Genomic DNA, 13,244 nt, shown 5'->3' with positions numbered 1-13,244 from the left:
GTTCCGGCATATGCGCTGAGGTTGCTTCTTGCGTGCCACGCAGTTTTCACTGCACGCTGTGGACACTTAAGAATTAGCGGTGGAGAGGCGTTTTCTTTGCTTCGTTTCTTTTTCGCCGTTGGAAAAAGAAATGAAGTCAAGACCCAAGCAGCAGCAACGCATAAACCGGAGCATCCGGCGCCGGACAGATCGAACCCATCGGAGAATCATCATGAATCGACTTTCAGGAAAAGTGGCTATCGTGACGGGCGCAAGCGCCGGAATCGGCCGCGCTACGGCAAAGCTGTTCGCAGCGGAAGGCGCGAAGCTCGTGCTGGCCGCGCGCCGGGCGACGGAACTCGAAACACTCGTCGCGGAGATCAACGCGGATGGCGGCGAAGCCGTGTATCTCGCCGGCGACGTGCAATCGGAAGACTACGCGAAGGCGGTCGTCGCGCTGGCGATCGATAAATTCGGCCGGCTCGATGTCGCTTTCAACAACGCCGGCACGCTGGGAGAAATGGGACCGTCGGTGTCGGTATCGAAGGAAGGGTTCGAAAGCGCGCTCGGCACGAACCTGACCAGCGCGTTCATCGGCGCAAAACATCAGGTTCCCGCCATGCTCCTGAACGGCGGCGGTTCGATCATCTTCACATCGACGTTCGTGGGCTATTCGTTCGCGTTTCCCGGCACGGCGGCGTATGCGGCGAGCAAGGCCGGGTTGATCGGCCTCACGCAAGCGCTGGCGGCCGAATACGGTGCCGAAGGCGTTCGCGTGAACGCGGTACTGCCGGGCGCCGTCGATACCCCCATGTATCGCGACATGAACAATACCGCCGAGTCGCAAGCGTTCATCACGAACCTGCACGCATTGAAGCGCGTCGCGACGCCGGAAGAACTCGCGCGCTCGGTGCTGTATCTCGCGTCCGATGATTCGTCGTTCGTGACCGGCACGGCGTCTCTGGTCGACGGCGGCATCTCGATCACGCGCACGTAAAAGCCGCGTTGTTCAGGCCGGGCGGATCGCGTTGCCGTACGTCTCGACGATCCGCCGATCCTGCTCATCCGGCGAAAACTGCTCCCATTCGATGCCGTTTATATCGCGCGTCTTCGCGAAACCCGCCGCTGAATCGTCTTCGAAACCAATGTGCCGAAGCAATCCCACTTTCGCGGGATCGCTGGTTTCGTTGATCGAGAAGTTGAGCAGATCGGTGCGCCACATTGCGTAGGCGCCAGGTACAACCGCGGTGGGCGCTTGCCCGAGGCGTTGCGAATAATCGGCAATCGAAGCATCGAGGCTGCCGACGGCGAGCGCAATATGGAAACGTTTCATGAGGCGGTCCCGTGTGGTGATGGTGACGCCACTCTAGCGCCCGAATTGCAGCGCAAACAGTTGCGCGTTTATCCCGGTATTGCCCCTACCCGCCGCAGAAGGAACGCCTCTTGCGCGCGTCGTGTTGTCACCCACCATGGAGACCGACATGACCGATAAACCCACCGATACCAATTACGCAGGCCGATCGCAGGAAGAACGCCGGGCGCAGCGCAAAGGCGAAGAGCAGGTCGCCCAAGAGCAACCGGGCGGTCCGATGGCCGAAAAAGGCACGGAACCCGACACGAACAACAGTTCGGGCAAGTTGTCCGATGAAGGGAAAAAGGCCTGGCAAACGGGTTCTGGCATAGACGGAGGCGGTAAAACCTGAAGAACCCGACATCGAACCGGGGTCTTACGCGGAAGAAAACGTGGAACAATGAGGGCTTCATGACTTTGCTACATGCATCTGGAGCCTTCAATGAGCGCCACGCGCAACACCCCCGACGCGTCCCCGGACATCCGCGATCACGCCGATCGTCCGAGCCGCGAAGAAGCCGAAGCCGCCGTCCGCGTGCTGATCAGATGGGCCGGTGACAATCCCGCCCGCGAAGGTTTGATCGATACCCCCGCGCGCGTGATCCGGTCTTACGAAGAGTTTTTCGCGGGCTATGCGCAGAATCCCCGCGAAATCCTGACGCGCACGTTCTCCGAGGTGCAGGGCTACGACGAAATGATCGTGCTCAAGGACATTCGCTTCGAAAGTTATTGCGAACATCACATGGTGCCGATCATCGGGCGCGCGCACGTGGCGTATCTGCCGCGCGAGCGCGTGGTAGGTATTTCGAAGCTGGCGCGGCTCGTGGATGCATTTGCGAAGCGCCTGCAGATCCAGGAAAAGATGACGGCGCAGATCGCCGATACGCTCGAAGAAGTTCTTCAGCCGCTAGGCGTGGGCGTGATCCTGGAAGCATCGCATCAATGCATGTCCACGCGCGGCGTCCATAAGGCCGGCGCGTCGATGGTGACATCGCGCATGTTGGGCACTTTCCGCGATGACCCGTCCACGCGCCGCGAATTCCTCGCCATCGTCGGACATCCGAGCGGCTTCAACGTATCGAATAGCTGAAGCCGAGGCGGCTGCTTTAGCCGCCGCCCTCGGGCGCAACGCCCTCGCCCACTTCGCGGATCTTGCCCTGCGAGACGCTGCTGCCGGGCGGCACGCTATGAGTCAGCCAGACGTTGCCGCCGATCACCGATCCCTCCCCAATGGTCACGCGCCCAAGAATCGTCGCGCCGGCGTAGATGACCACGTGATCTTCCACGACCGGATGCCGCGCGTTGCCCTTGACGAGCACGCCGTCGTTGCCAGCCGGGAAGCTCTTCGCGCCGAGCGTCACCGCCTGATACACGCGCACGTGTTCGCCAATCACGGCAGTCTCGCCAATCACGACACCCGTCCCGTGATCGATAAAAAAGCTCGGCCCAATGGTCGCGCCCGGATGAATATCGATACCTGTCGCCGAATGCGCAATCTCGTTGATAAAGCGCGCCAGCAGCGGCACGCCGAGTTTGTGCAATGCGTGCGCCAGCCGATGATGCGTCATGGCCCAGATGCCGGGATAGCACAGCAGGATTTCCGTGATGTGCTGCGCGGCCGGATCGCCGGTGAATGCGGCCTGGATATCGCTGACCAGAAGCGCGCGAATGCCGGGCAACTGCGTGCCGAATTCGCGGGCGAGCTCGAACGCGTGCGTGCCGAGTTCGGCATCGCTGAGATCATGGTTTTCGGGCAGAAAACGCAACGCGCGCCGGATCTGTTCGGCGAGAAGGCGCAGCGTGCTTTCGAGCGTGTGTCCGACGTAATAGTCGACGCTTTCCGCCGTCAGATCGGCGGCGCCGTAGTGCGTGGGAAAGAGCGCGGAACGCAGACCATTGACGATCTTGACAATCGCTTCACGCGAAGGCAATTCGCGAATGCCAAGCGGATGGCGCGTGCGATGCAATTGCTCGCGAGACGCGCGCAGGTCGGCCACGATCTGGTCGAGGCCCCATTCATGGGTCGAAGCCAAAGCTTCAGAGGAAACGTTTTTGGGCATGTATCGGGGCTTGAGCGGTGTACGCCATTAAGGCATGTTCTAACGATGCCCCGAGATTAACCGTTTTTTCGCCAATATGCCGGACCTGGCGCCTGGCCGATTCCGCCACATCTGACTGATATGCGCCTACGGATTAGGACTTGGGATCCACCTTGACATGACTGGCATCGATCCATCGGACGGCCCAGTCGCGTGCGTGCGCGATGGCTTCATCGGCGTTGCCGAAACGCAGGTCGGCAGGGAAAAAACGGTTCGCGACCAGTTCGCCGTCGCTGGATCGGGAGATCACGACGTACGGCTGAAAACATCCATCGCCCTGACGAGCGGGCGCACAATTCAGTAAATATCCACGATGTGAAAACGCATCGTCATATTGCATGGTCACCCCCATTTTTTAAGTGCCTCGCTGGATTCGCGATGGTCATCTCCTGCTCGCGCATGCTCATATGCCAGTACGCTCCGGGCCGCCGAGTGACGTGAAATGGCGTGCATTGGCCCGGCGAACAACAAATCATACTCTTGCGAAATGTCATGTTCGACTGAAAAAAATCGATTGCGCTTAGAACATTTACTGATGATTTATCCCGTTGTTTATTCCATCCGCCTACCGTAAGGCTTGCACGCGCGCCGGAATACTTCTTGCGTCCTATACTTGGGTTAATCAAGTCAAGGCGGAGTGAACCATGAATAACTCGCAGAACAACGAGTCGCAGGACAAGCAGACCCAACGCGCCGCCGACAGCCCGCTAAAGAAGCCGGAAACGGAAACCGCGCATGCCAACACCGGCGATGTGGCCGCTGCCGCGAAGACCAATCAGGCAGGGCCGCGGCAGGAACAGGAAACAAACAGTGCACCCAAGGACGAAGGCGGTCCGATCAGTGAACTCAACGTTACGCATCACGCAATCGATGTGCTCAACGACGACACGCTGGACGATACCGTCGACGCCGATGGCAAGAATCTCGATGCCTCGCATGACGAGTTTCTGATCGAGGAGAATCCGAATGCGTTCGTTGGCGTCAATGCATCGCTCGTGAATTCCCACTTTGAACAAGGCGATGGTTTGGGCGGATTCGACAGCCGTCCCGCGCGTAATGGTCTCGCGCTCAAACTCGAACATGGCTTTAGCGTTATCGATAAAGGCATGATCGCGCCCGACGCAGAAGAGGTGGAACGGCAGTACGATTTCATCGATCGCGATGCGCGCGGCGACACGTTACGTGGACGCAAGCATTACGCTGTCAATCACGTTCGGCCTTCGAGGCTGATCGAAATCCAGCGGCGCGATAAATCCTGATCGCGTTATAAATCGCTGGGACGCAAGAAAAAACCGCGCTGGTTTCAGCGCGGTTTTTGTTTATTTGGCCTTCGACTTGTTCTTGTCGTCGTCCGATTCAATGCGTGTCACGCCGCCCGTGGATGGCGGATCGCTTGCCGGGAACGTGTCTTCGACGGCTTTATCGACGTCGTCTTCCCCGCGTTCCGAATGCGGGTTCTGTTCCTTCGGCTCATGGGATTGCGCGTTGCTCATGAATTCTCCTGTTCCATATGCTCGGTTCGATCCGGTTCGCTGGGTCACCGTGTAAAGCCTGCCATTACAAGGGAAGACCTTGTAATGGAACGATGCCGCCGCTGTGGTTTTCCAATGGGTAAGCGTTAGCCGCAACACGTGTTTCTTCAGGCGAATCCGCTTCCAGCGGGCTTAACGCTTTGAAAGCAAGCGATGTTCCCAAGTTTTTAGGCAGCTGGCATGGCTCGTGCATCAAGGGTCCGCGGGTCAGAAAAAAGCATCGAAAATTCAAGAAAAGTACGCCACGGGACCAACCATGATTACGACCAATACTTATTCGACCGAAGCTGTGCCGGAGACCACGACACGCTCCTTCGATCTACGCGCGCCCTGGACGCAAAAGGCGTTTTCGATTGCCATTGCGTGTCTGGGCGTGGCCTACGTACTCTCGTGGGCCGAGCTGGGACTCACGCTGATGGTCGGTCCGAACGAACCGCTCGCGCCGCTGATTGCATCGCGGATACTGGTTGGCGGCTTGTACGCTTGCGTGGCAATGCGCTTCCAGTGGGCGCGATGGACTGCCGTCATGATCGGCATGGCTTCAGTTGGGCTGGTCGGACCCATGCTCGCCACCGAGTGGAGAATGTTCCCGACAGCCGCCGTCGTTACCGGCGCGTTGCTGGTGGCCAAACTGGTGGCATCGGTCTTCTTGTTGTCTCCGGACGCAACGCGCGCGCGGGACTGAAAGCGCGGCATCTTGTTCAAGCCGTCGTGAGAAAGCACAATGGGAGCCCATTTCTTTCTTCGATGAGCCTCTCATGAAAATTGCCCTCATCGGTGCAACCGGCACGGTAGGCCGCGCCGTTCTCGCCGAATTCGCTCCGCGTCACGAAGTGTTCGAGATCGGCGCTACGCGCGGTGCGCATCGTGTGGACCTGACGAATGTCGATAGCGTCCATGCGCTTTTCAAGTCGATCGGACAGGTCGATGCCATCGTCGCGACGGCCGGCCATGTGCATTTCGGCGAGCTTTCCCAGATGACCTCGGAGCAATTCCGCATCGGTCTCGACGACAAACTCATGGGCCAGGTCAATCTCGTGCTTCACGCACAGCGCTATCTGAACGATGGCGGCTCGTTCACGTTGACGAGCGGTATCGTGGGCGATGAACCCATCAAATATGGCGCGAGCGCGGCGGCCGTCAACGGCGCGATCGAAGGTTTTGTACGCGGCGCCGCGATCGAACTGCCGCGCGGCCTGCGTATCAATGTAGTCAATGCAACCATGCTGGAAGAAGCGCGCGAGGCATTCGGCCCGTACTTCCGCGGCTTCGAAGCCGCGTCCGGCGCGCGGGTTGCATTGGCGTATAGCCGCAGCGTGGAAGGGCTCGAAACCGGCCGCATTTACAAGGTGCGTTGATTGCAACCGTGAGGTGTCAGCCGCCCTTCACGCCTTGCGTATTGACGTATAGCGAATACAGGCCGTGGCTCGCGGCCATGAACAGGCGATTGCGATGACGCCCGCCAAAACAGACGTTGGCGCAGCGCTCGGGCAACGCAATGTGTCCGATCGCTTCGCCTTTTGGCGTAAAAATACGCACGCCGTCAAGTTCGTCACTGCCCATGCCCCATCCGCACCAAAGATTGCCGTGGATATCGACGCGAAACCCATCGGGCGTACCGTCGCGAGCGTCGATCACCACACGTGAATCCTTGAACGAGCGACCATCGGGCGCCATTTCGTATGCAAGGATCTCGCGCGGCGACGCACGTGAATCGACCACATAAAGCACGGACTCATCGGGTGAAAACGCGAGTCCGTTCGGACCGGCGAGATCGGCAATCATCAACGTGATCTCGCCACTTTTTCCATCCACGCGATACACGCCCTGCGTCAACTCCGGCGGCTTTTGTTCGCCTTCATAGAATCCGTCGATGCCAAAAGTCGGATCGCTGAACCAGATGGAACCATCGGATTTCACGATCAGGTCGTTGGGAGAATTCAGCGGCTTGCCTTCGTATTGATCGGCGATGACCGTGATCGATCCATCGTATTCAGTGCGCGTCACGCGGCGCGTCAGGTGCTCGCATGTAACCAGCCGGCCTTCGCGATCCCGCGTGTTGCCATTCGCGTTGTTCGAGGGCTTGCGGAAGGTGCTGACAAGACCCGTTTCCTCGTCCCATCGAAGCATGCGGTTGTTCGGAATGTCGCTCCATAAAAGCGAACGTGTGTCGCCGAACCAGACCGGGCCTTCCGACCATCGAGCGCCCTGATACAGGCATTCCACCGATGCCGCCGCCACGCGCAGCTTGTTGAATCGTTCGTCGAGTACGCGCACAGCGGGATCGGGATAACGGCGCTCCATCAAAATAAAATCTCCTTGTTCAGTTGGGTCCAAGTTCGCCATCGCGCAGACGCCACAGGCTCAGCGGATTGTCGTCCTGAAGTGCAAGCGGCAGCAAGGTGGCCGGCAAATCCTGATAACACACTGGCCGCAGGAAACGCTCGATTGCCATTGCGCCGACGGACGTTGCGCGGCTATCCGATGTCGCCGGATACGGGCCGCCATGCACCATGGCATACGATACCTCGACTCCTGTAGGAAAGCCGTTTGCAAGAATACGGCCGGCCTTGCGCTCGAGGATCGGCATCAGGCGGCGCGCGAACGGAACGTCGTCGTTTTCGAGCTGCAGCGTGGCGGTCAACTGCCCTTCTATACGCCGCGTCAGGTCCAGCATTTCGTCTTCATCGCGGCAAATCACGATCAGCGCGGTCGGCCCGAAAATCTCGTCTTCCAGATGCGGCGTGTCGGCAAAACGCTCGGCGCTCACTGTGAAAAGCGCGGGCAAAGCGGCAAAGGGCGCATCGGTTTCGGCGCCGGTCGCAATGCGCTCGACGCCGGATTGATCGCGTTGTGCAATGCCCTCCTGGTACGCCGAGGCGATCCCCGCCGTGAGCATGGTCTGCGCGCCCTTCTTCTCCAGCGCGCTCACCGCATAATCGATAAACCCCTGCAAATGCGGCCCTTCGAGCGCAAGCACGAGCCCGGGGTTCGTGCAAAACTGGCCGACGCCCAGCGTGACCGAATCCACGAATCCGTTCGCAAGCGACTCCGCGCGTGCGGCCAGCGCGCCGGGCAACACGAAGAACGGATTGATGCTGCTCATTTCCGCGAAGACGGGAATCGGTTCACGCCGTTTCGATGCAATCTCGATCAACGCAAGACCGCCGCGCCGCGAGCCGGTGAACCCGACTGACTTGATGGCCGGATGCGCGACCAGCGCTTCGCCAATCTCGTTGCCTGCGCCCACCACGAGCGAGAACACGCCCTCGGGCAAACCCATGTCCGATACCGCTTTCTGGATCGCGCGCCCGACCATCTCGGACGTGCCGAGATGCGCGGGATGCGACTTGACGACAACCGGACATCCGGCGGCAAGCGCGGCAGCGGTATCGCCTCCGGCCACCGAAAACGCCAGCGGGAAATTGCTCGCGCCGAACACCGCCACCGGGCCAACGGGGATTTTCTGCAGACGCAGATCGGGGCGCGGCAACGGTTTGCGATCGGGCTGCGGCGAGTCGAGCGTCGCGCTCAGCCAGCGCCCTTCGCGCACGAGCGACGCAAACAGCTTCAACTGCCCGACCGTTCGGCCGCGCTCGCCTTCGAGCCGCGCTTTTGGCAACGAGGATTCGGCGTGCGCGCGGTCGATGAGCGCATCGCCGAGTTGCACGATGTTGTCCGCAATCGCTTCAAGAAACTGCGCGCGCGTTTCGAGCGGCGCGAGCCGGTACGTGTCAAAAGCGTGTTCGGCCAGTTCGGCGGCGCGCGCGACTTCCTTTGCTCCGCCGCCGCCGAACGCGGGTTTCAAGTCCACGTTATGCGCGGCATCGAAGGCGTGCAACGTTGCGTCTGTTCCGCGCACCGCCGTTTTACCGATCAGCATTTCGCCCGTGATCTGCATGTGAATTTCTCCTTGAAGGTTTTGAACGCGTCGTCAGCCTTGAGCCGATGAGTGGCCGGAATGTTGGTAAGGCTTGAGCCATCCCAAGCCGTCGGAAGTTCCCGCGCGCGGCCGGTATTCGCATCCGATCCAGCCGCCGTAGCCGAGTGAATCGATGAGATCGAACAGGTACGGATAGTTCACTTCGCCCGTATCCGGCTCGTTGCGGTAAGGCACGCCCGCGACCTGTATATGGCCGATGCCCGCATTGGCGCGCATCATGTCGCGTCGCAATTTAACGGCGAGATCGCCTTCCGTGATCTGGCAGTGATAACAATCGAACTGGACCTGAAGATTCGGCGCGCCGATCTCGGTACAGATCGCTTGGGCCTCGTCCTGCCGGTTGAGGAAAAAGCCGGGCATGTCGCGCGTGTTGATCGGTTCGATCACGATCGTCACGTGCGCGGTCGCCGCCATGCTCGCCGCCAGCGCGAGATTCTTCAAATACACCTCGCGATGCTGCTCGCGCGATTGCCCCGGCGCGATAAGACCGGCCATCACATGCAATTTGTCATTGCCGAGAATGCGCGCGTAGTCGAGCGCCATGTCCATGCTGCGCCTGAACTCGTCCTCGCGTCCCGGCAGCGACGCAAGTCCGCGTTCTCCGGCGCTCCAGTCGCCCGGCGGCGCGTTGAATAGCGCTTGCTTAAGCGCGTTATCGTCGAGTTGGGTCCGGATATCGGACGGCGGGAATTCGTACGGGAAGAGGAATTCCACGGCCTTGAACCCATCGCGCGCCGCCGCCGAAAACCGGTCGATAAACGCGTGCTCGTTGTACATCATCGTGAGATTGGCGGCGAAACGCGGCATGACGATTCTCCTGCTGAGAGACGGCGGTTGCCAGACGGTTGCAATGAAGCGCGCAACTCTCGCGCCCGCTCTCACAGATCAAATTCCCCGCCGCCACGCCCGCCAGCTTGGCTTCAAGTGGATGAAGCCTGGATCAGCGCAAATGCATCCTGTATCTCCGATACCGCGTTCGGCCGGACCAGCCGCGCAACCTCGCGCCCGTTGTCGAGAAAAATCAGGGTCGGCCAAAGTTTGACCCGAAACGAGCGGCCAAGCGGCCGGCCGCTGCCGTCCTCGATCTTCAGATGCCGCACATTCGCGTGGTCGCTGAACGCCTGCGCGATCAGCGGCTGAGCCGCTTTGCAGTAGCCGCACCAGTTCGTGCCGAACTCGATAACCGACGGGCCTTGCAGCGCATCGACATCCGCGCGTGCGGGCGCGTCCGGTGTGTATTCGGTTGCCATCGCCATGAGAGATGCTCCATTTAACGGATTACGGACATTCTATTAAGCAACGAGTCTGCCCGCTTGGAACATACGAACGATTGCATAACGACCCCGGCAGGCTTCTTGCTGCAACGCTGCACCTTTCCCTCGCGCCCCGTACATGCCCGCCAATTCCGCGCGCCTTTCGTTCTCCAGCCAGCTTGCGGTTTTCTGGGCGCTCGTGGCCGTCATGTGCGCGCTGCTTTGTGCGCTGGTGCTGTTCATGGCGCAGGAAAACGCGGGACGGCGCATCGATGCCGCCCGCGAGCGCAGCGTGGCCGGCTGCGAGTCGGTGGCGTCGCGCTACGATCTTTCCATCGATAACAACCGCGACACCGATCCCCACACGGACCTGATGCACGCCATTCTCGACGTGGTGCTGGCGCAAATGCACGGCGTGGAAGGCGGTTTCTGGCGCAATGCGGGAACCGAGCGCGGCGTATTCGATGCTTACGCGTTTCCCACCTACGAGGGTAGCGGCATCAAGCGCGATGTTCCCGACGCCGAGACGCCGCTCATCTTGCGGACCTTGCGCGCGGCGGCCGCGAAACAAACGACGCTGACCGATGTGGTCAGCGGCCAGCAGGACGCGGTAATCGTGGCGGCGTGTCCGGTGCCGCATCGTCCGGCGCTGCTAGCCTGGACGCTGACGCGCTCGCAGCCGTCGTTAGGCGCTTCGGGCCGGAGCTTGCTCGCCGCGCTCGCGGTGCTGCTTGCGGGAATCGTCGGGATTGCAATTGCTTTGGGTGTGCGGTTGCGGCGCTGGCGCGCACAGCTTGCTTGCGTGGAACGCAGCGTCGCGCAACATGCAAGCGCGCAGCCGGACGGTTCCACGCTCATTGCCGAGCCGATTGGCAAGACCGGCGAGCCGGAGCTGGACCGCATCGTGGACGCGTTCAACACGCACGCGGCGCGCACCGCGGCGCTCCGGTCGCAGACGGCCGACCTGAATGCCCGCCTCGCGCAAGCCGAGCGTTTTTCAGCGCTTGGCAAGCTCGCCGCGCAGATTGCACACGAGATCCGCAATCCTATCGGCGCAATGCGGCTCAAGGCGGAAAATGCCCTCGCCGGCGATGAAAACCGCAAGCAGCGCGCGCTTGCCACGATCCTCGAGCAGATTCATCGTGTGGAGGAGCAGCTTTCCGGCTTGCTGGCCCTGACGCAGCCGGTGCGGATCGACGCGCAGCCCGTGCCCATACGCGCGTGGCTTACCGAACGCATCGCGCTGCACGGCGAAGCGGCGGCGAACGCACGCGTCACATTGACAGTCGGCGAAGCGTCGTCCGATCAGGCTTTCTTCGATCCCGCACAGTTGTCGCGCGCGCTCGATAACCTCGTGCTGAACGCCTTGCGTCATACGCCAGAAGGCGGCAGCGTGACCGTCCAGGCGACAAAGGTTGGCGACACGCTGCGCGTGGACGTTGCCGACGATGGTCCCGGCGTTCCGCAAGCCGATCGCGAATGCATCTTCGAACCTTTCGTGACGGGTCACGCCGCCGGATCAGGACTGGGCCTGGCCGTGGTGCGCGAGATTGCAGCCGCGCACGGCGGCCGGGCGTTTTACGAAGCGCGCCAAACGGGCGCGTGTTTTGTCATCGAGATTCCATGGCGCACATCCTGATAGTCGACGACGACAGCGCTTTCCGCGAGAGCCTCGCCGAGACGCTGAGCGACATGAGCCACGACACGTTCGAAGCCGCAAGCCCGGGCGAAGCGCTGGCGCTGCTTGAAAGCGTCGAACCGATCGACTGCGTTTTCCTCGACTTGCGAATGCGGGACGGCGTGGCGCAGGAATCGAACTCGAACGCCGGCGGCGGTCTGCACGTGCTCGAACAGTTGCGCAACATGCCCTCGCGCGCGGACTTGCCGGTCGTCGTGCTCACCGCGTTCGCCACCAGCGACAACACCGTGCGCGCCATGCGCCTCGGTGCGTTCGACCATCTCGCGAAGCCCATCGGACGGGATCAGATCGCCGCGTTGCTGAAGAAGATCGAGCTGTCGCAGCCGGGCTTCGGCGCTGCGGCCTCGGTGCAAGCTGATCCTTCAGAGCTATCCGATGAAGCCCGCGACGCCGACAGCACACCGCGCCTGCTCGGTTTCAGCGACGCCTTGCGCGACGTCCAGAAGAGCATCGGCCGCGCCGCCGCAACCGGCGCCACCGTGCTGATCGATGGCGAAACCGGCACCGGCAAGGAAGTCGCCGCGCGCGTGCTGCACGATGCATCCGACCGGCGGCAAGCGCCGTTCGTCGCGGTGAATTGCGCGGCGATTCCCGCCGATCTGCTCGAAAGCGAACTCTTCGGACACGCGAAAGGCGCGTTCACGGGCGCGGTATCGGAGCGGATCGGGCGCTTCGCCCAGGCAGACGGCGGCACGCTTTTCCTCGATGAAATCGGCGACCTGCCGTGGCCGCTTCAGGCGAAGCTTTTGCGCGTGATCCAGGAGCGCACGGTAACGCCGGTCGGCAGCAACAAGCATGTCGATATCGACGTAAGGATCGTCGCCGCCACGCATCGCGATTTGCAGGCGGAGGTCGCGGCGCAGCGCTTCCGGGAGGACTTGTTTTATCGGCTGAATGTGATTCCGATTCACTTGCCGCCGCTGCGTGATCGCCCCGCCGATATCGCGCCGCTCGCCGCGCATTTTCTCGCGCTGGCGGCAACCGGTTCAACGCGCCCGAAAACACTCGGCGACGGCGCCAAAAGCAGGCTGCTGCAACATGCGTGGCCCGGCAATGTCCGCGAACTGAAGAATGCGATGGAGCGTGTGTTCGCGCTCGCGCGCGGGCCGGTGGTCGTCGCAGACGATCTCGCATTTCTCTCGCAAGCGCCCTCTTCCGGCGATACCGCCACAGGTCTGCCCGCCGCGTGGTTCGACATGCCGCTCGCCGATGCAGTGGAACAGCTGGAACGGCTCGCGATTTCTCATGCGCTTTCGGCCACCGCGGGTAACCGCGCAGAAGCTGCACGACGGCTCGGCATCAGCCGGCAGTCGCTTTATACGAAGCTGGCGGCTTACGGGTTGGGATGACGATTTCTGTCCAGATCCCTGACATCGGCTGTCTGAAAA

At 61.3% G+C, this 13,244-nt stretch carries 16 protein-coding genes; 8 read left to right on the top strand and 8 right to left on the bottom strand.

Annotation, left to right across the window (positions count from 1 at the left end; genetic code table 11):
- Window positions 1–211: 211 nt before the first annotated feature.
- On the top strand, window positions 212–976 hold the full coding sequence (locus ASG35_RS24015) for an SDR family oxidoreductase (RefSeq protein ID WP_056363548.1): 765 nt from the start codon (window positions 212–214) through the stop codon (window positions 974–976).
- A gap of 12 nt (window positions 977–988) precedes the next feature.
- On the opposite strand, the gene ASG35_RS24010 is transcribed toward ASG35_RS24015, so the two are convergent.
- Window positions 989–1,312, bottom strand: coding sequence for a hypothetical protein (locus tag ASG35_RS24010; RefSeq protein WP_056363546.1), 324 nt, complete (start codon window positions 1,310–1,312; stop codon window positions 989–991).
- Between the two features lie 148 nt (window positions 1,313–1,460).
- Between ASG35_RS24010 and ASG35_RS24005 the strand changes: the two genes are divergently transcribed.
- The gene (locus ASG35_RS24005) at window positions 1,461–1,682 is read left to right on the top strand and encodes a hypothetical protein (RefSeq protein ID WP_056363874.1); all 222 of its coding nucleotides are present in this window, start codon (window positions 1,461–1,463) and stop codon (window positions 1,680–1,682) included.
- Between the two features lie 90 nt (window positions 1,683–1,772).
- Complete coding sequence (gene folE, locus ASG35_RS24000) at window positions 1,773–2,420, top strand: GTP cyclohydrolase I FolE (RefSeq protein WP_056363544.1); 648 nt, start codon at window positions 1,773–1,775, stop codon at window positions 2,418–2,420.
- A gap of 16 nt (window positions 2,421–2,436) precedes the next feature.
- Here the strand turns inward: folE and epsC are convergent, their stop codons facing one another.
- Together epsC and ASG35_RS23990 are read right to left on the bottom strand one after the other, a co-directional pair.
- A complete protein-coding gene (gene epsC / locus ASG35_RS23995) occupies window positions 2,437–3,390 on the bottom strand; it encodes a serine O-acetyltransferase EpsC (RefSeq protein WP_056363542.1) in 954 nt (317 codons plus the stop codon).
- Window positions 3,391–3,523: 133 nt separating this feature from the next.
- Window positions 3,524–3,769 (bottom strand): hypothetical protein, encoded by a 246-nt coding sequence (locus ASG35_RS23990; protein ID WP_056363872.1) that lies wholly within the window; start codon window positions 3,767–3,769, stop codon window positions 3,524–3,526.
- A gap of 304 nt (window positions 3,770–4,073) precedes the next feature.
- Here ASG35_RS23990 and ASG35_RS23985 point away from each other — a divergent pair, with 304 nt between their 5' ends.
- Complete coding sequence (locus ASG35_RS23985; RefSeq protein ID WP_056363540.1) at window positions 4,074–4,688, top strand: DUF3005 domain-containing protein; 615 nt, start codon at window positions 4,074–4,076, stop codon at window positions 4,686–4,688.
- A gap of 60 nt (window positions 4,689–4,748) precedes the next feature.
- Here the strand turns inward: ASG35_RS23985 and ASG35_RS31990 are convergent, their stop codons facing one another.
- Window positions 4,749–4,922, bottom strand: a complete 174-nt coding sequence (locus tag ASG35_RS31990) for a hypothetical protein (RefSeq protein ID WP_200945779.1) — start codon at window positions 4,920–4,922, stop codon at window positions 4,749–4,751.
- Between the two features lie 295 nt (window positions 4,923–5,217).
- Between ASG35_RS31990 and ASG35_RS23980 the strand changes: the two genes are divergently transcribed.
- Both ASG35_RS23980 and ASG35_RS23975 read left to right on the top strand, forming a co-directional pair.
- The gene (locus tag ASG35_RS23980; protein ID WP_156393331.1) at window positions 5,218–5,646 is read left to right on the top strand and encodes a hypothetical protein; all 429 of its coding nucleotides are present in this window, start codon (window positions 5,218–5,220) and stop codon (window positions 5,644–5,646) included.
- A 73-nt stretch (window positions 5,647–5,719) separates the two neighbouring features.
- Entirely contained in the window at window positions 5,720–6,319 is a 600-nt protein-coding gene (locus ASG35_RS23975; protein WP_056363538.1) for a short chain dehydrogenase, read from the top strand.
- A gap of 16 nt (window positions 6,320–6,335) precedes the next feature.
- Here ASG35_RS23975 and ASG35_RS23970 read toward each other — a convergent pair whose 3' ends face one another.
- From ASG35_RS23970 to ASG35_RS23955, 4 genes are all read right to left on the bottom strand, one after another.
- A complete protein-coding gene (locus ASG35_RS23970) occupies window positions 6,336–7,265 on the bottom strand; it encodes an SMP-30/gluconolactonase/LRE family protein (RefSeq protein WP_056363536.1) in 930 nt (309 codons plus the stop codon).
- A gap of 19 nt (window positions 7,266–7,284) precedes the next feature.
- Entirely contained in the window at window positions 7,285–8,862 is a 1,578-nt protein-coding gene (locus ASG35_RS23965) for an aldehyde dehydrogenase (NADP(+)) (protein ID WP_056363534.1), read from the bottom strand.
- Window positions 8,863–8,895: 33 nt separating this feature from the next.
- Window positions 8,896–9,711, bottom strand: coding sequence for a 2-oxo-tetronate isomerase (gene otnI / locus ASG35_RS23960; RefSeq protein ID WP_056363532.1), 816 nt, complete (start codon window positions 9,709–9,711; stop codon window positions 8,896–8,898).
- A 113-nt stretch (window positions 9,712–9,824) separates the two neighbouring features.
- Window positions 9,825–10,160: a thioredoxin family protein gene (locus tag ASG35_RS23955; RefSeq protein ID WP_056363530.1), complete on the bottom strand. Its 336-nt coding sequence runs from the start codon at window positions 10,158–10,160 to the stop codon at window positions 9,825–9,827.
- Window positions 10,161–10,296: 136 nt separating this feature from the next.
- On the opposite strand from ASG35_RS23955, the gene ASG35_RS23950 reads away from it, so the two are divergent.
- A complete protein-coding gene (locus tag ASG35_RS23950; RefSeq protein WP_056363528.1) occupies window positions 10,297–11,796 on the top strand; it encodes a sensor histidine kinase in 1,500 nt (499 codons plus the stop codon).
- Window positions 11,781–13,205, top strand: coding sequence for a sigma-54-dependent transcriptional regulator (locus ASG35_RS23945; RefSeq protein WP_056363526.1), 1,425 nt, complete (start codon window positions 11,781–11,783; stop codon window positions 13,203–13,205). Before ASG35_RS23950 ends, ASG35_RS23945 begins: the two co-directional genes overlap by 16 nt.
- Window positions 13,206–13,244: the final 39 nt, after the last annotated feature.

The organism is Burkholderia sp. Leaf177 (genome assembly GCF_001424345.1).
Classification (GTDB): domain Bacteria; phylum Pseudomonadota; class Gammaproteobacteria; order Burkholderiales; family Burkholderiaceae; genus Caballeronia.
This window is presented reverse-complemented; position numbering and strand designations above follow the sequence as displayed.